Below are 21,664 nucleotides of genomic sequence, written 5' to 3' on the forward strand. Positions count from 1 at the left end.
GTTTAGATTTTACTTTTCAATAAGTCATAAACAGTTTTATCAATACTGAGATATTTTATAAAATCTTCGGTATCAAACTCTATCTTATCTTTCTTATTCTTTTTTGCTGTAGCGTTAGAAACTGAAAGATAATACTCATTAGCCGAGGTATATAAGGTAAAAACACTATGGTTAGTTCCTTTATCACCTCTTTGAATAACTGTAAAAAGTTGTTCCCAATTACCTTGTTCAGCTTGTTGTTTAAAGTCACTTACATTTTCTATATAAGAAAAAGCAGGCAATTCTTCTTCTTTAAACCACTCATCTGCAAGCTCGTTAAAAGGCTCTTTAGCTCTACCTACAGAGGCAACTATTCCCATAATCACAATTACTAAGAATTCAATTACCCAAATAATGGTAAGGAAAACTCCACTCACAGTATTCCCTTTTATAGCCCACGTCCCTTCTTCATTGATAAGTCCTATCAACCCAAAAAGGTCTGATGGATGCCCTAATAAGTACAGCAATTGTTCAATTTGCACATTACTTACGGCTACACCTATTTGCTTATTACCATACACTTCACTCGTATTAATAGCCAAATCAGCCCATACTACCCATTGTAGATAATAAGCAACAAGTGATGCTATGAGAGCAAACAAAATAGCTAAGCCATAATTACGTACTTTACCCAATCTAACTACTAAATAACCAACAGTAATGGCTATAGCAAAACCAAAACCAAATGTTACTAAGAAGTTAAGATATATAATTGGAATATACCATATTAAGTACGCATAAATAGTTGCTAATATAGGCAATGCTACTGTACATACTAATATGAAATACACAAATGATATAGGTGAAAACTTCCCTGAAGGTTTGTAATAATTAGACATATTTCAATTATTTAAAACTGTTTACTTACTTTTATATGAATCAACCTAATTCCGCCATCATTAAATCAAGTCCATCTCTGATAATTTGCTGATGTGGTTGTTTAGATACACATACAAATTCAGTAAGTGCAAAATCTTCTGGTGCTACTTCGTAAGCTCCTAAGTCTTCCAACTCGTCCAAATCTTTATACAAGCAGGCTTTGAGCAGTTGCATCGGATAAATATCCAACGGGAAAACCTCTTCGTACATACCTGTTACGACAAAAGCGCGTTGTTCACCATTGGTATTGGTATTGAGGTCGTACTTTTTCTTAGGGTTCAACCACGAGAAAGTAAGCGAACGTGTAAGCGAAATCTTGTTGGCTACTAGTTTTGCCCAACCGAACAAATCATAATCATTTCCTTCGGGAATTGCTGTAATTTGGTCGTCATAAAAACCTAAGAAGCCTGTTTCACTCACCTTAGTACCAGTAAGCACATCACCGCTAATAATACGGGTTGCAGCCACGTCTTTTACCTGGCTACCCACGACGCCACTGATTTGAGCTCCAGCAAGGGCTGTAACATAGTGAGGTTTCTCAATGCGCGAACCTGTAAGAGCTACTGTACGGGTGAGGTTCACTTTACCTGTTAAGAAGAGTTCTCCTATCACCACCAAATCTTGAGGCGTTACCACCCATACCACTTCACCTTTGTTTATCGGACTGATTTGGGCAATTTGTGTACTGACGTTCCCTGCTGGGTGAGGTCCTGACACATTGTGCACCACTATGCCCTTAAGGTTGCGGAAAGGTGACAACGAGCTGTCTTTGAAAACGGACACGTGTACTTTCCCTGTGGTGAGTTTAGCTAAGGCGGTAAGAGCGGTTTGCAGAACTTGCTCTTTTCCTTTGAGCACATAGTCGTAATCGGGAGCGAGCGGATTGGTTTTGCAAGCCGACACAAAGATAGCCTTAGGCTTCCCGTCGGGATTGGCAATCACGTCATAAGGGCGTTGTTTGATAAAAGGCCAGCAACCTGCTGAAAGGAGGTGTGCCTTAATATCTTCACCCTGCATCTCTTCTACGTCTTTCTTCCCATAGTCTTTGAAGGTTTGTTCTTGACTGGGCGCAATGTGTATTTCCAACACTTTACGACGCTCACCTCGTACAATCTCCTTAATGGTACCACTTACCGGAGAAGGGAACAAAACACGCTCATCACTCTTTGAAAAGAATAGTGCTTCACCTGCTTTCACTTCATTACCCTCACGCAATAAAAGCTTAGGAATAACACCGTGAAAATCATTGGGTTTAATACCATACAAAGAGGCAAGCGGAAGCTGTTGTGTAGTTTTATCAGCTTCGCCTTCCAAGTGTATGTCTAACCCTTTTCGAATGCGGATGTCGTTTGACATATAAATAATATTAGTTAGTTTTATTAAATTAGGTGCAAATATACAAATTTATTTTTGATTTAAAATAATCTACTCCTTTTTTTTTTAGCTCAATATATCAAATTTACGTATAATATCTTCCTATTTCACAGCTAAAAAATAGCTCCCTATTTCATCTATAAACTTTTAAAATTCAATATTTAAACTACTATTCTTTACCTTTCTCTCTCCTAAAATCTTTATTCATAAAAAATACCCCTAAAAGTATCTAAACTTTTAGGGGCATTATATCTTTTTGATTAGTTATATAGCTAAATGCTTGTTGTGTCGTATTACAACCGTTTATAAATTACATTAATTTCATATTCCTTCAACTACACATCCAATATAAACCACTATAAATAAAGCACATATACCTTCCTTGTATAACAATCGTCCAAGATTCGTATAAGCTTTCTATAAGCTAACCATAAGATTTTTCGAAATGAAAAATCTTTTTTTATTGTTTATACTTTCCTCTTCCTTCCTAGGTAAAAGTTTGTAATCTACTACAACGCTACAGATTTCTGTAGTATCATAATCAAACGTACGACATAGCAGGAGCACTATAAGCATCACTTCCTAAGTAAAATACAAACTTAGTGCTGTTATCGGTTTTGTTACATACTATCTCTACACTACCCTCGTGGCTGTAGTGTTTTAGCAGTGGACGTTTAGCTTATTCTACTTCGGCATTGCCGTAATAACAGTGTGAACGTTCGCCAAAAGCTTTGTATACCCTTTACCTTCCATATTTAGGGTACATCTTCATTCTTGACATTGTAGGAGTAGGTGGGTAATATACTTTATAATCCAAAAGTTCTAAATCTTGAATACTTAAATCATAACGCCTCAGTATTTTATAATCTCTACGTACTTCTTCCCAACTATATTTATTTAAAGTATCAGTACTAAAAATAAATATAGAAAGGGTATCTTTAGGAAATGATTTTAAAACATCTTTCCATTTTCTCCAACTATCTTGTTATAAATGCTTTTTAGGTCTTATTTCTCTGTTATATATATAATTATCAGTATTTGGTAATAATGTATCAGGATAGGGTAACCCATATTCACCTCCTGCAGGAATATAAAAACCTATAGGCTTTTCACTACTGTTATATATATATATGATAAATAATATCCATTTTAGGAATACAACTTAAAAAAAATAAAAATATACTAGTTACTAATACTTTTTTCATAATTAATTTTCATCTTTTTAATCTTTTATGTCTTGGATAATCTCGTTCATTCCAAATTATTCTATTACCATAATGCTTATTAAAATATCTTTCAGCGTTTTTATTAGCATTCATTTCATACCATCTAAAGCTATGAGTATTTACCCATCGAGGTTCTCCATCTATTTCTTCCGAAGTTCCAGCGCTAATAAGACTTGGTAATTCTACATTTATTAGATAGGTCAATCCCATCCTTTGGCTATCTATATAATGTCCGTATTCGTGCATAAATAATGGATGTGTAAGAACATATTCTGTAAAATCACATTCTATTTTGTCCTTAATATTCATTTTTATAAAACTTCCTATTGTAATTCCATAATCACTTCCTTCACTTTCTTCATTAATAGAAAAAGTAGCCCCTCCTAAGTATTCTACTCTATCCACTTCGTCACTCATATTCATAAACTGAGAATAATTAGTGCCTATAGAAGTTTGTGGGAGCTCCCAAGTATGTCTACTAATACCTTGCCAAAGTTCTCCCATAAAGGTTCTGTTTTCATCTATATAAAAATTCCCTAAAGCTATTTTAAACGAATTGCGGAATACTTTCCAATCATCAGAAAATATTCCTGTCAGTAATCCTTGTACAGCTCCAGATAAGTTAAGTGAGGATATAGAAGCCATTGCATCAGGTCCTGCTACAGCTCCTGCTAAAAATCCTTGAAAGAAAGCTCCTACACCGTCCCAAAAATTATGAATGCTACCTCTTTTGGCTCGCGCAATTAAGTTACCTAATCCAAAGATAAGCTCTATAATCTCCCCATTCTCATCCACATACACCAGTGGGTTATTCAAACAATAGCCATACCTGTTAAAGTTTTGGGTGTTAAAAGGGTCTTGTACGTAGTTATCGGGTTGTAAGAAACGGTGTAACGCAGGGTCGTACAACCGTCCGTTCATACTGATAAGTCCTACCGTTTGCAGGTGTTTGTGCCCTGTAAAGCCTCTATCTAATCTATCTAATAGGGTGAGCTTGTCTAAGGTGTTGCCTGCGCCGTCTTCTACTTTTATGGGTTGTCCCCAAGGGTCAAAATGGCGTCTTTCAGCTATTATACCTTTTTCAGCTCTATAGTCTTACTCTCTATTAATTGCTTTGTAGAGTCATCTATATATTTTAATATGTCTTCATACAAAACATCTATTCCTGTTTTTTCTCCTTTTTTAGGAGGGTTATAATATATAAGATGATACCAATCGTCAGGATAATTGAAATTTGCATATAAAAATCCTACTTCGTCTAACTTATATCTTTTATCTTTATCTAAAGCTATTACTTCAGATAATTTTTCCACTGCCCAAAAAAGATAGTAATTTTCACCTCCTATTTGACGTCTTTCATAAAGATCATCATCAATTTTTTCCCAAATAGGGTTAGGGTATATCTTCCTTGTTATGTTTAAAAGATTTTCATCTGAGAGCTCAGATAACATATACATCTCAGTAAACATTTCCTCACTACATAGTATATAGCCATATTCACAATAAGATAGTACTTCGTTAGGAGTAAACCAATGTTTTTTTAATCCTACATATACAGCTCTCCAGTCGTTTAACATAAAAACTTTGTCAAATATTTTCATCTGATATATCAAAATTTTAATAAGAATTATAATTCTCGTAACAATACATCAAAGATTCTATCATATAATTCCCTGCAAATCCATATTGTTTTAGCCAATCTAAAATATTCTTATTTTTAAATAATATTGCTTTGGAAAGTATATAAACTCTCTCTTTTTCATTTTTTGCAAGAGCATATCCCCATTCATATAAGATATTTTTAGGTTCTATCTCAAAAGCTCTTTCTTGAAATTCAAAAGCTAATGTATTATCTTTTAATCCAAAAAACCATTCTGAGATATATAATATTTTTCCTATAAAAAATAAATATACAGCATCATTCTGAAAACTATTATTGGATTCTAAAAACCATTTTTGCAAAAAATAAGACATCTTATTTTGTTCTTCAAATCGATATTCTTCTTCTACCAAAATATTGTGCAATATATAAATGGCTCTAATATTTATCTTTACATTTTTCTTATATTGTTCTAGTTTTTTGTCTATATATACGATTTTAGATAGCCAATCAATCTCTTTATGAAATCCAAACTCTTTTTCTATTTTAGTAAATTCATTTTCTAAAAACATATTCATATCCTCAATTTAATTTAGTACTGTTTTTAATGATATTTAAGTTTTTCTTTCATTATTTGGTACCCGTACTTGATATGTATTATTTACGTAAAAGATATAATCGTACTTTTCGTGTCCTTCAAAAATAGTTGTTATGTTCATAATTTTTTAAATATTCTCACATTCTAAAACTTTTACATAATCATTTACTTTTTTCTTAGTTATATCTCCATTTATTTCAGGATTAGCTAACTCAAAAATAAATTCTTGTATCAGCGAAGGAATTTCTATATCATCTCTACATTCTACCAGATTAGCCCACTCTTCTAATTCATCAGTTGATATATCCCCTTTGATGTATTTTGTTAAAACAAAAATCATAGATTGTGTATCTATTTTAACAATAGGAGACACACTATCCCAAGAATATTTGGAAAGTTCTTTTTTTATATCTTGAGTCTTGCCTTTTAAAAGAATTAAGTCTAAAAGTAACTGCTTCCTGTCTGTCATCATAATTTTGATTTTACGTGAATAATATCTCCTTGTGGTGAAAGCGTATATCTCTCAGCTACCACATTCTTTTCAGTTCAAATAGAACCATAGCAAATTCTCTTTTAAATTAAATAAGGAGGAATTTCTTCCCATTTGTAACCATAGATATCATTGGCTAAAATTTTATTTATTTTATCTAATGAATAGGCGCATTCATCACCATTATTAAAGAATAGACACTTACTATCGTTTGTTTGCAACATAATGTAATAGATTACTTGCTCTTCTATATAAAGAGTTTTTCCTATGCCAAACTCAATATTTGTAATTTTATTTCCTATTAATTTTAATAAAGAGGAATTACTACCTATTCTTTGTATAGTATAAGCTTCATATTTAATATTGTTCTTATCTTTCCAATAATTCTCTATTGAAAAAAGCAATGTTTCTCCCACATCAGAAGCCAAGATACTAATAGATTTTTCATTGTCCAAGTGTTTGATGTTTAAATGTAATTCTAAAAGTATTCCTTCTAATGTTACTTCTACTATATTACATATTTTATAGTCTTTTATTTGTTCTATCGTTGCCATATCCTTTTCCTGTCTTCAAAACACTTGTTTATGATTTCAAAATCTAAAGATACTACTTTTAGCTCTTCATCAATAAGTAATAAATCTTTTTCGTTACAAAGTAGAGTAATCTGTTTTAGGATAAAACTATAATCTTTTCTATGAAGCATATTCAATAATACCATATATATATCTTCCTAGTAACCCTTTTGAATATAACTCCTTTTGTATTGTTTTTTTTCCTAAGAGATGTTTAGCATATTCCTTTTTCTTGTTTTTTTTATCAAGATAGAAAAAGTAAACCCATTGGTATAACTCATTTTTAGGTTCTATTTCTGATGCTTTTGTCATCATTTCTACGGACTGTTCAAAAGTCAAATTGAAATACCATTCTCCCATAGAGATAATGAACCCTGTATAAAATAAGAATTCTGCATTATCTGAATATTTTTTCGAAGATTCTAAAAATATCTTCTTTAAATAATCAGTATATAAAAGATATTCTTTTTCATTATAAGGTTCTTCTTTCAAAAAATAGGTAATAACAAATAGAACTCGTAAATAGTTAATAATATTTTTATTTTGATTATCAGCAATATATTCAATAGCCTTAGGTATATCTAAGGATTCTTCTATTTTGTTTAATTCAAGCATAATTATTTATTATTTAGGTATATACACTGTATTAATAATAGGAACTCCTTGATTAATGTATCCACGAACATAAATTTGAATTCCATCTATAGTTGTAGAAACTTGAAAAACTCCCGAAGTATTAGGTTGTATTTTTCCGCTAACATTCCTAAGGATAGATTCTATAACATTTTGATTACCTCCCATTTTAGTAGATAAATCATTTAACCAAGGTTTGGAGTGAAGTTTATTTGCAAAAATATGAAGCTCTTTTTGTGACATTGTCAGTCTCACCCCTTTATCTATAGAACTCTCTGAAAATTGTGAAATTAATTTTATTCATAGTTCCTTATTTGTTCTATCGTTGCCATATCTTTTTCCTGTCTTCAAAATACTTATTTATGATTTCAAAATCTAAAGGTACTACTTTCAGTTCTTCATCAATAAGCAATAAATCTTTTTTTAGACAAAATGAAACAATCTGTTTTAAAATAGAACCATAATCAGTACGAAAATCTACACGAAAAGAAACAGATGTAACATATTCATTCTCATTATAAACTTCAATACAGTTAGTATTTTCCTTCCCAAATAATACTATTTGCTGACTCCAAGACTTATTTTTGGGAATAATATTTCCTATTTCCTCAAAAAAAGAAATATGAGTTTCTTTATTAGTCCAATATAGGTTATCATTGAATAACCCTTCTTCATCTATAATAGGAGAAAAATTATCAAGAGGAACATTATTATTAGGGATAATAAAAAAAGTGTATTGCCATATTGCCATAATAAAAATTTTATTTCATAAATTTTCAAAAACCAGGTTGCTTTCCTGTATCAATTATTAAATTCTGAAAAGTTTTATATCCTTGATAAGGTAGTTGTACTTGTTGTGCAGGAATATTTTGTATTCCTAATTTTTGAGCTATAAAAAATCTGTGATGACCATCAACAATGTATTTTACTCCATTATATTTTACATACTTTATCATACTTTATAGGTTCTTGTATTCCATTTGTGCGTATGTCATTTAATAAAGCTTGCATCTGATACTTTGATTTTGTAATATAATGAGTTGGATTTAAGGATTTTGTTGATATATTCTCTACACTCACAAGTCTAATTCCTCCATCAGGTGTTTCAATAGGAATTAGTTTAGGCTGTTGAACATCTAAAGCAACCGAATTTGTTGTTGGAGCATTTAATTCTAAATTACCTGTTATATTATTTTCTACATCTAAATGAACACCCATTGGTGTTGTTTCTAAAGTTTGAACAGGTTGTTGTATTTCTCTTCCTGTCCAAATATTATGTCCTTTAGGGGTGGTAAGAGCTCCCGTAGCTCCTCCTAATATAGCTCCTCCTAAAAAACCAGACAAAGCTCCCCAACCAGCACTACTCCAAAACTTACCATTTCCTCCAGGTAGTTGAGACATAAAGCCTCCACTTATAAAGCCTCCTACTAATCCGCTTGTGGCTCCTACTACTGCTCCTCCTATAACTCCTCCCGTAATTTCATAGGTGGCTAATCCTGCTGCAACTAACCCTCCTGCATAAGCCGCTACACCTCCAGAAAGGCATCCTATTATACCTCCTCCTACTATTCCTCCCCAAGTTTCAACATTGTTAAAGTCCCATTTAAAAGGGTTATAGGTACCATTGGCTTGTGAACTCCCTATATAAGCTCCTATTATAGCCCCTACTATGAGAGCTGTTATAATAAACTCCCCATTCTCATCCACATACACCAGCGGGTTATTCAAGCAGTACCCATATCTATTAAAGTTTTGAGTATTAAAAGGATCTTGTACATAGTTATCGGGTTGTAAGAAACGGTGTAGCGCAGGGTCGTACAACCGTCCGTTCATATGTATAAGTCCTACCGTTTGCAGGTGTTCGTGTCCTGTAAAGCCTCGGTCTAATAGGGTGAGTTTGTCTAAAGCATTACCTGCGCCGTCTTCTACTTTTATGGGTTGTCCCCAAGGGTCAAAGTGTCTTTCAGCTATTATACCTTTTTCAGCTCTATAGTCTTACTCTCTATTAATCGTTTTGTAGAACTATCTATATATTCTATTAAGTCATCATACAAAACATCTATTCCCATCTTTTCTCCCTTTCTAGGTGGCATATAATATATGAAATTATGCCATTCGATAGGCCAGTCAAACTCTGAATGTATCATATCTACTTCATATAATTTAGATGTTTTATCTTTATCTAAAGCTACTATTTCTAATAATTTTTCCACAGCCCAAAATAAATAGTAATTCTTACTTACTTCTATTTGTCTTTCATAAAGATTATCATCAATTTTTTCCCAAATCGGGTCAGGATATATCTTTCTTGTTAAGTTTAAAAGATTTTCATCTGAGAGCTCAGATAACATATACATTCCACTAAACATTTCCTCACTACATAGTATATAGCCATATTCACAATAAGATAATACTTCTTTGGGAGTAAGCCAATGTTTTTTTAATCCCACATATACAGTTCTCCAGTCGTTTAGCATAAAACCTTTGTCAAATAAAATCATAATAAATTCTTTATTAATTATTTTTATTTCCACCAAGTTGGGGAAGCACTAACTCCCTTTCCACTTTGATTATACATTCCATTAATAACACCTCCAGGTATAAAACGTTGATGAGTAACAACACCATCTCTAATTATTATTTCATAAACACCATCTACACCATATTTTTTTCCTAACATTTGTATTAATATTTGTTTACTACCATCTCCTCCTACAGAATTAAATATTTTTCCGTGATCTGCAACTATTTCAATAGTTTCTCTATTCCAATTATGATTCACATCAAGCCCTGTAACTTTTTTTATGTATTCGGCTCTATATTTTATTGGTCCTCCATTATCAGAAATAGCTTGCTTTATTTGATTTTTTGCTTCCTGCAAACTTAAACCATCTAAATTATTAGCTTCAAGATCAATATTTATGGGAGCTCCTTCGAAGGTTTGAACAGGTTGTTGTATTTCTCTTCCTGTCCAAATATTATGTCCTTTAGGGGTGGTAAGAGCTCCTGTAGCTCCACCTAATATGGCTCCACCTATAAAACCGGATAAAGCTCCCCAACCTGCACTACTCCAAAACTTACCATTTCCTCCAGGTAGTTGAGACATAAAGCCTCCGCTTATAAAACCTCCCACAAGTCCACTTGTGGCTCCTACTACAGCACCTCCTATAACTCCTCCGGTAATTCCATAGGTGGCTAATCCTGCTGCAACTAACCCTCCTGCATAAGCTGCTACACCTCCAGAAAGGCATCCTATTATACCTCCTCCTACTATTCCTCCCCAAGTTTCAACATTGTTAAAGTCCCATTTAAAAGGATTATAGGTACCATTGGCTTGAGAACCTCCTATATAAGCACCTATTATAGCCCCTACTATAAGAGCAGTTATTATAAACTCCCCATTCTCGTCCACATACACCAGCGGGTTATTCAAGCAGTACCCATACCTATTAAAGTTTTGGGTGTTAAAAGGGTCTTGTACATAATTGTCGGGTTGTAAGAAACGGTGTAGCGCTGGGTCGTATAACCGTCCGTTCATATGTATAAGTCCTATCGTTTGCAGGTGCTTGAACTATATATTCAAAAAATATTTTATGTAATCCAAAGTTCTAAATATTCTATAATATTCCATTTATTTTCTACTCTTTTTAATATATATGTCATACCTGATGCGCTACCTATTTTTCTTGCGATAATCACAGAAACAATACAATAATTGTTTTTTGCATCAAAAATAGGTTGAGATATACTTACCAAAGCCTTTTTTTGTTTTTTTTTCCATTTTAATTGGGATTTACAAGGTAGGCACCATTTTCCTAAGTATTTTTCATCTATTTCTTTTGCTACTTTTTCGAATTCATCTAAAATATTCAATGGAATATTAACTTCATTTTCATAATCTTTCCGTAAGAAAAATATTTTCTCTTTTTCACATTGGAGAAACTCTTTGTCAGGATTGTATTTTATCTCTTCAAATATAACTTTTAATATTTGAATCTCATCTTTCTGAGAATAAATTAGTGTAGAATATAAAAAAATATATATAAGTAATTTTTTTTTCATATCTTAAAAGATTAAAAAGGGTATCTAAATTTAGTATTGAATGTCCAAGGAAATCTCATATATCCTAGAGAATTAAAGAAATTTGGAAATTCTCTATATAATTCACGTATGGCTTGTTGATTAAATCCTCCTGCATTACCACTTCCTAAACTAAATTCAAAACTATAAGCATGATATTCTAATAAATCCATAAAATTTTTAGTCACAATTCCTGCAGATTGTCCTGCTAATGCAGTATACTGAGATAGATGAACTAACTCGTGTCCCATACAATAAAAGAGTTGTTTTGCACTAGAAAACGCTTGCCCACCGGTATTATAATAAATAGAAGCATTTCCAGTGATGATACCATTTGAGTATTGAGGAATAGTTACCGCTGCTGCGCCATTTTTATTCATCAGATTTATATATTTTGTAGGAACATTTTCAACACTATGATTGAGAAGGTTATTTGTTGGAGCATCTGGATACCAAGCTTCTTGTGCTCTTTTTATAAAATCATCAGTCATAGGAACAGCCTCATTACTATCATTTATACCTAATAGAGAATTTCCTTTCCTAAAAGCTCTAAGTTGTCTAAGATTTCTTATTCCACTAAATGAGACATTTATAGCACCCCCTATAAATCCACTTGTGGTTCCCATATTAACACCTGAATAAATTCCTTGTAAAAAAGAGTTCCCATTGATCCAAGAGTTTCCTGCTCCACTTATAAAGCCACTTGAAAAACCAGCAGAGAAGCCAGAAGCAAAACTACTAAAAAGACTCGAAGATACAGCTGTTCCTGACATAAACCCTCCTGCAAACGTACCTCCAGCCAATGAAGCACTCACTCCAGAACCTATACCAGCCCCCACAGCCCCTGCCACGGCTCCTACTGCGAAATAGCCAAGTCCTTTAGCATCAAGACGTGCACCATTGAAAGCCCAATTTAGTATTCCTCCTACAACAGCTCCTATTATTAAATGAAAAATCTCCCCATTCTCATCTACATACACCAGCGGGTTATTCAAGCAGTACCCATACCTGTTAAAGTTCTGCGTGTTAAAAGGGTCTTGTACGTAGTTATCGGGTTGTAAGAAACGGTGTAGCGCTGGGTCGTACAACCCCGTCCGTTCATATGTATAAGTCCTACCGTTTGCAGGTGTTCGTGCCCTGTAAAGCCTCGGTCTAACAGAGTGAGCTTGTCTAAAGCATTATCTGCGCCATCTTCTACTTTTAGTACTTGTCCCCAAGGGTCAAAGTGTCTTTCAGCTATTATACCTTTTTCAGCTCTATAGTCTTACTCTCTATTAATTGCTTTGTAGAGTCATCTATATATTTCAATATATCTTCATATATAGGTTCTACCCCAATTTTTCTACTTTTTTTAGGAGGATTATAATATATAAGATAATACCAATCGTCAGGATAATTGAAATTTGCATATAAAAATCCTACTTCGTCTAACTTATATCTTTTATCTTTATCTAAAGCTACTACTTCAGATAATTTTTCCACTGCCCAAAAAAGATAGTAATTTTCACCTCCTATTTGACGTCTTTCATAAAGATCATCATCAATTTTTTCCCAAATAGGGTTAGGGTATATCTTCCTTGTTATGTTTAAAAGATTTTCATCTGAGAGCTCAGATAACATATACATCTCAGTAAACATTTCCTCACTACATAATATATAGCCATATTCACAATAAGATAGTACTTCTTCAGGAGTAAACCAATGTTTTTTTAATCCTACATATACAGCTCTCCAGTCGTTTAGCATAAAACCTTTGTCAAATAAAATCATAGTAAATTCTTTATTAATTATTTTTATTTCCACCAAGCAGGAGGAGGGCCAACGCCTCTCCCTTTTTGATTATATATACCATTTATCACTCCATTTTCTATAAAACGTTGATGAGTAATAACACCATCTCTAATTATTATTTCATAAACGCCATCTACACCATATTTTTTTCCTAACATTTGTATTAATATTTGCTTGCTACCATCTCCTCCTACAGAATTAAATATTTTTCCGTGATCTGCAACAATTTCAATAGTTTCTCTATTCCAATTATGCGTTGCATCAAGTCCATCAACCTTAAAATAGTCTGATTTATATCGTATAGGGCCTCCATTATCAGAAATAGCTTGCTTTATTTGAAGTTTGGCATCTTGTAAACTTAAACCATCTAAATCATTAGCTTCAAGGTTTATTTTAATAGGAGCTCCTTCTAAGGTTTGAACAGGTTGTATTTCTCGTCCTGTCCAAATATTATGTCCTTTAGGGGTGGTAAGAGCTCCTGTGGCTCCTCCTATTACGGCTCCACCTATAAAACCGGATAAAGCCCCCCAACCTGCACTTTCCCAAAACTTACCATTTCCTCCAGGTAGTTGAGACATAAAGCCTCCACTCATAAAGCCTCCTACTAATCCGCTTGTGGCTCCTACTACTGCTCCTCCTATAACTCCTCCCGTAATTCCATAGGTGGCTAATCCTGCTGCAACTAACCCTCCTGCATAAGCTGCTACACCTCCAGAAAGGCATCCTATTATACCTCCTCCTACTATTCCTCCCCAAGTTTCAACATTGTTAAAATCCCATTTCAAAGGATTATAGGTACCATTGGCTTGAGAACCCCCTATATAAGCTCCTATTATAGCCCCTACTATGAGAGCTGTTATAATAAACTCTCCATTCTCATCTACATACACTAGTGGGTTATTCAAGCAGTACCCATACCTGTTAAAGTTCTGCGTGTTAAAAGGGTCTTGTACATAGTTATCGGGTTGTAAGAAACGGTGTAAGGCTGGGTCGTACAACCGTCCGTTCATATGTACCAAGCCTACCGTTTGCAGGTGCTCGTGTCCCGTAAAACCTCTATCTAATAGGGTGAGTTTGTCTAAGGTATTACCTGCCCCGTCTTTTTAATATCTTACAAGTTATTCTTTTCTATTCTTTTTATGAGCTTTTCTAGGTCAGGGCGAATTTTAAACCAACAAGCTATTATGGCATCGTACTTATTAGTTTCACTTTGTTTTTTATCAAGTATAAATAGAGAACAAGAAGATATAGTACTTTTCATTAAAAATCTTTTTCTTTGTTCTGAGAAAAAGTGTTTCTTACTTTTGACTCCTATATGTGCATAAATAAAAACAACTTTCTTATTTGTAAAGTCAAAGTGTTCTCTGCTGTTCTCGAAAATTTTATTAAGATACTCTGCTTCATAATTATTTAATGCAATTTCTTTATCTCTTCCCATCTTATCCAAGTTAACTAATATCTCTTGGGAAATGTCATTAAAATCTCTTATTTGTTGAGCAAAAGCATCAATTTTTATAAGAGATAGAACTATAATCATAATATATTTCATCTTTTTATTTTATTAGGTGTTGTATAAATATAAGGGCTTGCTAATATTCCCATTTTATATATACTTAGCTGTAGATTTAACATATGGGGGTGAAAAAGATAAACGTTTGGAACCCCTGCTGACCATAGAGCTCTTGATGTGTGACCTACACAACTATTGAATAGTAAATCCCAACGAGTAATTTTTGAAGCATAATTACTTACTGCGTTTTTACTAATATTATTTAGAGACACCTGCCAAGTTCCCTCTTCACCAAAATAAGTAGACCAATTAGTATCTGCTCCTTTAACTGAATTTTTCCAAGTTTGCGTTAGACCAGCACCTTTCTCAACAGGAGAATCAGGACCTACAGATACTAGAGTATTACCATCTTTATCTGTTATAGAACTATGTCCCCACCAATCATCATCTTTTGTACTAGCTGAATTAACGCTTACATTCTCTCCTCCTCCAAAAAGAGATACAACATCTGTTATATTTGCTAATGCACCAAATCCATACCCTATATTCTCCATAGTAGAATTACCTTTCTTAAAAAGATAACCAAAACTACCTCTATTAAAATTAAAAGAAGCTGCTCCAAAACTAATACTTATCTCTGTTTTACCTTCTGTATATCCCCATGTACCAATAGAATTTACTAATGAACCTCCTGCTATGCCAATAGTATTAGCCATAGGTATCTGTAAACCAGCTAAGGAACCTCCTATATACCCACTAATAGCTCCTACAATAGTTCCTCCTATTATATACCCCCAATTATCGGAGAAATTCCATTTCAAGGGGTTTGCTTCACCATTATTAGCTAAAGTTCCTCCTGTATAAGCTCCAAATATTGCTCCAATGATAACTGCTGCCCATAAAAACTCTCCATTCTTATCCACATACACCAGCGGGTTATTCAAACAATATCCATACCTATTAAAATTCTGAGTGTTAAAAAGATCTTGTACAAAGTTGTCGGGTTGTAAGAAGCGGTGTAGCGCTGGGTCGTATAACCGCCCGTTCATATGGATAAGTCCTACCGTTTGCAGGTGTTCGTGCCCTGTAAAGCCTCTATCTAATAAAGTTAAACCTTGTAACACTTTTCCCGCTCCATCTTCCACTTTTACCACTTGTCCCCAAGGGTCAAAATGTCGTCTTTCTGCAATGTTACCCTCTTCATCGGTGAGCATTACTATAGAGCCTAAGTAATCTCTATGTAAGTAATAGAGTTTTTGCGCTTCACCGTCCGAAATGAGTATAGCAGGAGCACTATAGGCATCACCGCCTAAGTAAAACACAAACTTGGCGCTGTTATCGGTTTTGTTACATACTATCTCTACACTACCGTCGTGGCTGTAGTGTTTTAGCAGTGGGTGTTTAGCTTTCTCTACTTCGGCATTGCCGTAATAGCAGTGCGAACGTTCGCCAAAGGCGTTGTATTCAAAAGAAAATAAATTTTATTATTTTATTATTCTTAACATTTCTTTTTTTCTTTCATCATTTGGTACCCGTACTTGATGTGTATTGTATACATAGAAAACATAATCATATTTTTTACGGTTTTCAAAATCAGTTGCTATCAATATAAAACGCAAAGGATAGAAAAATGTTTCTCTTTGTTTTAATTCTTCTACTTTATCCTCTGAAATTTGTTCTCCTTTATAAACATAAGCAACTCTCTTACCTAATATAGCGATTTCTCCTGCATTTTGAGTATAAATTGTGTCTTTACTTTGCGCACCTACACAAAGATAGAAAAAAGAAAGTAATATTAAAAATAAATTTTTCTTATTCATTTGACTTTAATTTCATATTTATATTCATTATACATTTTGCCTAAATATTCTTCTATATGAATTACATTATCATTTTTAAAAGAAGAAGCATATATCAGTTTTATTTCTTTCAATGCAAGAGCTTTCCGTTCTTCTTGAGAAATACAATGGTTAAATAAAATGTGAATATAGTAAATATGATTATTTTCTTTAGAACTCAAAATTCTTCTAACTTCACATTTTTCTCTTCCTCTATTTGAAAAACAAGAGAATGAGAATATACTCATAAATATAATATACTTGAAATATTTCATTTTCTTTGATTTTGTAAATGATAAGAATTATTAATAATCGAAGGGGTTATACTTTTATTCCATAACCATACTGAACCTTGAACAGTATAAGGATGTATGAATAGAGTTGGTATCCCTGCTAAGTTCAATGCCAATCCTGTATGTGTAGAACAAGAACTATACACAAAACTATAAGGCAATATACCATCTCCATTTTTTGTTAAGAAATCAAGTACTTTTCCATAGGTTTTAATAGCAGTTAAATTTACTTTATTAATTGTTACATTTTCTCCAAGTACAGGGTATCTATTAGTTGCGCCACTTCCACCTAGAGTTCTATTTAGATAATGATCAACGCTTCCTTTAGGTTCAATCCAATTCTTACCAGGCCCTTCTGAAATAATAACATTTCCATTTTCATCTAATATAGCAGAATGATTAATTATATCTTTCTTTTCAGTATTCAGTAGTAGTTTACCTGTTTCTCCTAAATCTGCTAAATTTGCCATTGCTCCCAATCCATATCCTATATTCTCAATAGTAGAATTACCTTTCTTAAAAAGATAACCAAAACTACCTCTATTAAAATTAAAAGAAGCTGCTCCAAAACTAATACTTATTTCTGTTTTACCTTCTGTATAAGCCCAAGTACCAACTGTATTTACTAATGAACCTCCTGCTATGCCAATAGTATTAGCCATAGGTATCTGTAAACCAGCTAAGGAACCTCCTATATACCCACTAATAGCTCCTACAATGGTTCCTCCTATTATATACCCCCAATTATCGGAGAAATTCCATTTCAAGGGGTTTGCTTCACCATTATTAGCTAAAGTTCCTCCTGTATAAGCTCCAAATATTGCCCCAATGATAACTGCTGCCCATAGAAACTCCCCATTCTCATCTACATACACCAGCGGGTTGTTCAAGCAATACCCATACCTGTTAAAATTTTGAGTATTAAAAGGGTCTTGTACATAGTTATCGGGTTGTAAGAAACGGTGTAAGGCTGGGTCGTACAACCGTCCGTTCATATGTATAAAGCCTACGGTTTGCAGGTGCTCGTGTCCCGTAAAGCCTCTATCTAATAAAGTTAAACCTTGTAACACTTTTCCCGCTCCATCTTCTACTTTTATGGGTTGTCCCCAAGGGTCAAAGTGTCTGCGCTCGGCTATATTGCCGTCTTCATCGGTGAGCATTACTATAGAGCCTAAGTAATCTCTATGTAAGTAATAGAGCTTTTGCGCTTCACCGTCCGAAATGAGTATCGCAGGGGCACTATAGGCATTACCTCCTAAGTAAAATACAAACTTGGTGCTGTTATCGGTCTTGTTACATACAATTTCTGTACTACCGTCGTGGCTGTAGTGTTTTAACAGTGGGCGTTTGGCTTTTTCTACTTCGGCATTGCCGTAATAGCAATGTGAACGCTCGCCAAAGGCGTTGTATTCATAGCTTATTCGCTCTTTGTCCTTTACGTATATCTGCTCCGGAGCTTTAAAAGCGTTATACCTTACAATAGGCAAAGAGTGTTTTTCTAAATATATCTCGCCCGCTTAGTTAGTGGTAGGTTACAAAATCATCTCATTAAAAAAAAGATGTTGTTTAATATTTTCATCTTTTACATTAAGTACAAGAATAAAATAAGCATTATCCTTTTTGTACTCTAAAATGTATTTAATAGCTCTTTTAGCACTTCTCAAAGCATAATCAGCATCAGACTCATTTTTTTTCTTTCGCAACTCCAATTGTCATAATTATGTTCAAAATAATTATTTTTATACTCTACTACATCTCCTCCAAAAACTGTAATTTTTAGTTTTAGGCATTCTTCTAAAATCTCTAAGGCGTCTTTTTTCGAAAAAGATTTTTGTATTGTTCCGTATACAGGAGTTCCTCTTTTTAGTACTGTGATTAATTTATCAGTTAAATTCATTTGTTTATTAATTCTTAATTTGGCGGAATAATCTATGATTAATCATTCCATCACGTTCTCTTATAAATTCAAAATATCCTTCTCTTCCTCTATAGCTTCCTGGAATTTTTAGTATTGGTCTTATAATACCATCATTTCCTTTTAGAGGAGTTACAACCCCGTCCATTTGAAAGGCTTTTATATTCTCAGGAAAACTATGAAAAGCATCAGAAGTATTAGACATCTGTCCTAATACTTTATTAGAGTACCAAGTCCCCTCAAAAAAGTCATTTCTCTTCCCTGTCCGAGGATTTACATCATATCCTCTTGCATATTGAAATCCTTGCACAAATCCAGAAATAGTTCCTAAAGTTAAACTATATCCACTCCCTCTTAAGCCATCTTTAAAAGCTTGATCTACATCTCCATTCATTATATAAGAAGCTCCTCCTGAGACAACAAAACCAGAAGCTGCATTACTAGTGCCACTTATCAATACATTCCTAAGAATATGTCTCGACTGCTTAGTTAGCGGTAGGTTACAAAGTTAATCATCGAAAAAAAGATATTTATTGATGAAATTATCATCTTTTACATTAAGAACAAAATAAGCATCATTTTTTTTGTACTCGGAGACGTACTTAAAAGCTGTCTGTATGCTTCTTAAAGTATAATCAATAATAGCTTCTTTCTTTTTCTTTTTACAGTTCCAACTATCATAATTATGCTCAAAATACCCGTCTTTGTATTCAACTACTGCACCTCCAAGAACTGTAATCTTCAATCTTAAACATCTATTTAAAATGTCTAAAGTTTCTTCTTTTGAAAAAGCTTTTTCTGTTGTGCCATACACAAGAGTTCCTTTGCTCAATATATCATTTAATTCATTTGTTAGTTCAACAATTCTTTTTTTTTGTCTTTGTATTTCTTTTCCTCTTGTGATAAGATTATTTTTGGAAATAGACAGTGCTTGTTCAACAGTTACATTAGGATAATAAACGGTTTCTTTTAAAGAATACTCTATATTGATTAATAGCACTTTATACTCTGCTTTGTTTTTTATAAGATAGCTCACTATTTCATCTATTGTACCATAACTAAGAGCCGTTAATCCTAAAACATACTTTTTATTTTTATTACTTATCAAATCTTTTACAACCATAAAATATCGGTTAGGACCATCAGAATAATTATCAAGTTCCTTTACCGTTTTAACATCAGGAATAAATCTATAAAAAATCTTATAGATAAAAGCTAAAAAACAATTGTTAGTCTTTAATTTTTTCTTCTTAAAATAATCATATGTCCTTATGGAAAAGGGCGTGCCTACATTGAAAAAAATTATATTCTTATCCTCTTCTCTTAACTGATAGACTATCCTATCGTGCTCTTCATTACTATTGCAATTAAATATACTGATACCTCTTGTTATCTCCATAATGTTATCTTAGAAAAACAGTGTATGCTATCCTTTTTGATATCTATACCATATAGGCATAAAACTATATTTTTCACATATTTCTTTCAAATATTCTTCAAACTCTTGAGTTCTGTCTTTTTCATCTAACATCAAGACAGGAAGGTATTCAATCTCATCTAAAAGGTTAAAAGTTTCTTCATAAGGTTCTTTATACCCTGTTCTAATTTTTACACGTATTATAAGTTGGTGTAATGCCTCTAAGGCTATTCTATTTTTTCCTGATGTTATCATATTGGGTTATATTTTTTCTAATTATAAAGTTATATCCTTAAAAAAGAAATATTTATTTGTATTACTGTCTTTTATATCAAATGAGATACAAAAATAAACATTATTTAGTTTATAATTAGATATATATTTAATGGCTTTTTCTATACTTCTTAATACGTAATCTACCTCGCTTTCTCCTTTCTTTCTATTATAACTCCAATTATCATAATTATATTCAAAATAGCCATTATTATTAATATTGACTACATCTCCTCCCAAAACAGCAATTCTACTCTTTAGACACTCTTCTAAAATCTCTAAGGCATCATTCTTTGAAAAAGATTTTTGTATTGTTCCATATACAGGAGCTCCTTTTTTTAGTAGTGCTATTAATTTATCTGTTAATTTCATAACAAAACTATTATTATCACATTATCTAACGGTAATTTAAAGTCTTCACAAATATTTTCCAAATTCTTTTTATAGCTATAAAACAATCTCTGAATAAGGTAATTTTAAAATCTTTTTACTTTGTTTGTTGATTTCAATTTGTCTTAGAAAAGTATCTCTACTATCTATCACTTCTTGCAAAGAGACTAACCAACTATTTATAAAACAATTAGATTCTTCAAAAGATTTATTATCCCATTTTACATTATAAATATCTCTAAATACTTGTTGAGCTCTTTCTTTATTCACATATAAGGCTATTTTCATTTTAATTTCTTGATATTTTGCATAACTGAAAGAGTTAGTAGCTCCTCCATTAAAAGGGGCTTTTCTAATATAACTTTCTAAAAGAACATTTATTTTATCAATTTGTATGTCTACTTCTAAAGAAATTGGAAGTTGTTTATCAATACAACTTACTGCTTCTTTAAAATACTCATTGTGTTTTAGATAAGGTATATCACACTGAAGTCCTTTCTTATTATGAAACTCTTGTAATAATATTTCTTCAGAGAGGTTTGTGTTTAAATCTTTATCAAACAGAGTATAGATAACAAAAAGAGGTCTATATTGTTCCATAAAAGGAACTTTTATCAATTCTATACCAATAACAAGAGTCCCTAAAACTTTATAAAGTTTATTTTGGGCATATCTTCCTAGCTGGGGGAAAGCACTTTGCCATTCTTTGTTAATTTCTTGCTTGAGTTCTTTGTTTATTTTCATAT

Annotated in this window: 29 protein-coding genes and 1 pseudogene; all 30 read right to left on the reverse strand. The window is 32.8% G+C overall.

What is annotated here, in order from left to right; all coding sequences use genetic code 11:
- Positions 1-2: 2 nt before the first annotated feature.
- A complete protein-coding gene (locus tag AM608_RS03695) occupies positions 3-878 on the reverse strand; it encodes a hypothetical protein (protein ID WP_053580807.1) in 876 nt (291 codons plus the stop codon).
- Positions 879-918: 40 nt separating this feature from the next.
- Positions 919-2,274 (reverse strand): Na(+)-translocating NADH-quinone reductase subunit A, encoded by a 1,356-nt coding sequence (locus AM608_RS03700; RefSeq protein ID WP_053580808.1) that lies wholly within the window; start codon positions 2,272-2,274, stop codon positions 919-921.
- 1,232 nt (positions 2,275-3,506) lie between these two features.
- Positions 3,507-4,592 (reverse strand): RHS repeat-associated core domain-containing protein, encoded by a 1,086-nt coding sequence (locus tag AM608_RS12405; protein WP_323976953.1) that lies wholly within the window; start codon positions 4,590-4,592, stop codon positions 3,507-3,509.
- Positions 4,589-5,119, reverse strand: coding sequence for a DUF2247 family protein (locus AM608_RS03710; RefSeq protein ID WP_053580810.1), 531 nt, complete (start codon positions 5,117-5,119; stop codon positions 4,589-4,591). The genes AM608_RS12405 and AM608_RS03710 overlap by 4 nt, the downstream gene beginning before the upstream one ends.
- Before the next feature lie 16 nt (positions 5,120-5,135).
- Positions 5,136-5,696: a hypothetical protein gene (locus tag AM608_RS03715; protein WP_053580811.1), complete on the reverse strand. Its 561-nt coding sequence runs from the start codon at positions 5,694-5,696 to the stop codon at positions 5,136-5,138.
- Between the two features lie 147 nt (positions 5,697-5,843).
- On the reverse strand, positions 5,844-6,188 hold the full coding sequence (locus AM608_RS03720) for a hypothetical protein (RefSeq protein WP_009420921.1): 345 nt from the start codon (positions 6,186-6,188) through the stop codon (positions 5,844-5,846).
- Between the two features lie 101 nt (positions 6,189-6,289).
- On the reverse strand, positions 6,290-6,760 hold the full coding sequence (locus AM608_RS03725; RefSeq protein ID WP_053580812.1) for a hypothetical protein: 471 nt from the start codon (positions 6,758-6,760) through the stop codon (positions 6,290-6,292).
- A 138-nt stretch (positions 6,761-6,898) separates the two neighbouring features.
- Positions 6,899-7,393: a hypothetical protein gene (locus AM608_RS03730; RefSeq protein ID WP_002672771.1), complete on the reverse strand. Its 495-nt coding sequence runs from the start codon at positions 7,391-7,393 to the stop codon at positions 6,899-6,901.
- 9 nt (positions 7,394-7,402) lie between these two features.
- The gene (locus tag AM608_RS03735) at positions 7,403-7,654 is read right to left on the reverse strand and encodes a hypothetical protein (protein WP_053580813.1); all 252 of its coding nucleotides are present in this window, start codon (positions 7,652-7,654) and stop codon (positions 7,403-7,405) included.
- Positions 7,655-7,730: 76 nt separating this feature from the next.
- The gene (locus tag AM608_RS03740; RefSeq protein WP_053580814.1) at positions 7,731-8,162 is read right to left on the reverse strand and encodes a hypothetical protein; all 432 of its coding nucleotides are present in this window, start codon (positions 8,160-8,162) and stop codon (positions 7,731-7,733) included.
- Positions 8,163-8,187: 25 nt separating this feature from the next.
- Positions 8,188-8,367 (reverse strand): hypothetical protein, encoded by a 180-nt coding sequence (locus tag AM608_RS03745; protein ID WP_053580815.1) that lies wholly within the window; start codon positions 8,365-8,367, stop codon positions 8,188-8,190.
- Positions 8,345-9,385 carry an RHS repeat-associated core domain-containing protein gene (locus AM608_RS12230; RefSeq protein ID WP_082315813.1) on the reverse strand — a complete coding sequence of 347 codons (1,041 nt, stop codon included), beginning with the start codon at positions 9,383-9,385 and terminating at the stop codon, positions 8,345-8,347. Before AM608_RS12230 ends, AM608_RS03745 begins: the two co-directional genes overlap by 23 nt.
- Complete coding sequence (locus AM608_RS03755) at positions 9,382-9,912, reverse strand: DUF2247 family protein (protein WP_053581824.1); 531 nt, start codon at positions 9,910-9,912, stop codon at positions 9,382-9,384. Before AM608_RS03755 ends, AM608_RS12230 begins: the two co-directional genes overlap by 4 nt.
- Before the next feature lie 23 nt (positions 9,913-9,935).
- Positions 9,936-10,949, reverse strand: a complete 1,014-nt coding sequence (locus AM608_RS03760; protein ID WP_082315815.1) for an RHS repeat-associated core domain-containing protein — start codon at positions 10,947-10,949, stop codon at positions 9,936-9,938.
- Positions 10,950-11,002: 53 nt separating this feature from the next.
- Complete coding sequence (locus AM608_RS03765; protein ID WP_053580816.1) at positions 11,003-11,473, reverse strand: hypothetical protein; 471 nt, start codon at positions 11,471-11,473, stop codon at positions 11,003-11,005.
- Positions 11,474-11,484: 11 nt separating this feature from the next.
- Positions 11,485-12,471, reverse strand: a complete 987-nt coding sequence (locus AM608_RS12410; protein WP_253273536.1) for a hypothetical protein — start codon at positions 12,469-12,471, stop codon at positions 11,485-11,487.
- A 39-nt stretch (positions 12,472-12,510) separates the two neighbouring features.
- Positions 12,511-12,579 (reverse strand): annotated as a pseudogene (locus AM608_RS12415) (hypothetical protein); the annotation flags it as partial.
- A 151-nt stretch (positions 12,580-12,730) separates the two neighbouring features.
- The gene (locus AM608_RS03775) at positions 12,731-13,261 is read right to left on the reverse strand and encodes a DUF2247 family protein (protein WP_053581826.1); all 531 of its coding nucleotides are present in this window, start codon (positions 13,259-13,261) and stop codon (positions 12,731-12,733) included.
- Between the two features lie 23 nt (positions 13,262-13,284).
- Positions 13,285-14,292: an RHS repeat-associated core domain-containing protein gene (locus AM608_RS03780; protein ID WP_253273507.1), complete on the reverse strand. Its 1,008-nt coding sequence runs from the start codon at positions 14,290-14,292 to the stop codon at positions 13,285-13,287.
- A gap of 101 nt (positions 14,293-14,393) precedes the next feature.
- Entirely contained in the window at positions 14,394-14,831 is a 438-nt protein-coding gene (locus AM608_RS03785; protein ID WP_053580818.1) for a hypothetical protein, read from the reverse strand.
- The gene (locus tag AM608_RS12420; RefSeq protein WP_253273508.1) at positions 14,828-16,114 is read right to left on the reverse strand and encodes an RHS repeat domain-containing protein; all 1,287 of its coding nucleotides are present in this window, start codon (positions 16,112-16,114) and stop codon (positions 14,828-14,830) included. Before AM608_RS12420 ends, AM608_RS03785 begins: the two co-directional genes overlap by 4 nt.
- Before the next feature lie 162 nt (positions 16,115-16,276).
- Complete coding sequence (locus AM608_RS03795) at positions 16,277-16,612, reverse strand: hypothetical protein (RefSeq protein WP_053580819.1); 336 nt, start codon at positions 16,610-16,612, stop codon at positions 16,277-16,279.
- Positions 16,609-16,905, reverse strand: coding sequence for a hypothetical protein (locus tag AM608_RS03800; RefSeq protein WP_053580820.1), 297 nt, complete (start codon positions 16,903-16,905; stop codon positions 16,609-16,611). The genes AM608_RS03795 and AM608_RS03800 overlap by 4 nt, the downstream gene beginning before the upstream one ends.
- Entirely contained in the window at positions 16,902-18,410 is a 1,509-nt protein-coding gene (locus AM608_RS12425) for an RHS repeat domain-containing protein (protein WP_253273509.1), read from the reverse strand. Before AM608_RS12425 ends, AM608_RS03800 begins: the two co-directional genes overlap by 4 nt.
- A 173-nt stretch (positions 18,411-18,583) precedes the next feature.
- A complete protein-coding gene (locus tag AM608_RS12430; RefSeq protein WP_253273510.1) occupies positions 18,584-18,820 on the reverse strand; it encodes an Imm40 family immunity protein in 237 nt (78 codons plus the stop codon).
- A 7-nt stretch (positions 18,821-18,827) separates the two neighbouring features.
- Positions 18,828-19,232 (reverse strand): hypothetical protein, encoded by a 405-nt coding sequence (locus tag AM608_RS03815; protein WP_253273511.1) that lies wholly within the window; start codon positions 19,230-19,232, stop codon positions 18,828-18,830.
- A 114-nt stretch (positions 19,233-19,346) separates the two neighbouring features.
- Entirely contained in the window at positions 19,347-20,237 is an 891-nt protein-coding gene (imm40, locus tag AM608_RS11505) for an Imm40 family immunity protein (RefSeq protein ID WP_253273512.1), read from the reverse strand.
- A gap of 27 nt (positions 20,238-20,264) precedes the next feature.
- Positions 20,265-20,510: a hypothetical protein gene (locus AM608_RS03825; protein ID WP_053580821.1), complete on the reverse strand. Its 246-nt coding sequence runs from the start codon at positions 20,508-20,510 to the stop codon at positions 20,265-20,267.
- Between the two features lie 21 nt (positions 20,511-20,531).
- On the reverse strand, positions 20,532-20,900 hold the full coding sequence (gene imm40 / locus AM608_RS03830) for an Imm40 family immunity protein (RefSeq protein WP_053580822.1): 369 nt from the start codon (positions 20,898-20,900) through the stop codon (positions 20,532-20,534).
- 75 nt (positions 20,901-20,975) lie between these two features.
- A complete protein-coding gene (locus AM608_RS03835) occupies positions 20,976-21,662 on the reverse strand; it encodes a hypothetical protein (RefSeq protein ID WP_157466243.1) in 687 nt (228 codons plus the stop codon).
- Between the last annotated feature and the right edge of the window lie 2 nt (positions 21,663-21,664).

This window comes from Capnocytophaga sp. oral taxon 323, assembly GCF_001278825.1.
Classification (GTDB): domain Bacteria; phylum Bacteroidota; class Bacteroidia; order Flavobacteriales; family Flavobacteriaceae; genus Capnocytophaga; species Capnocytophaga ochracea.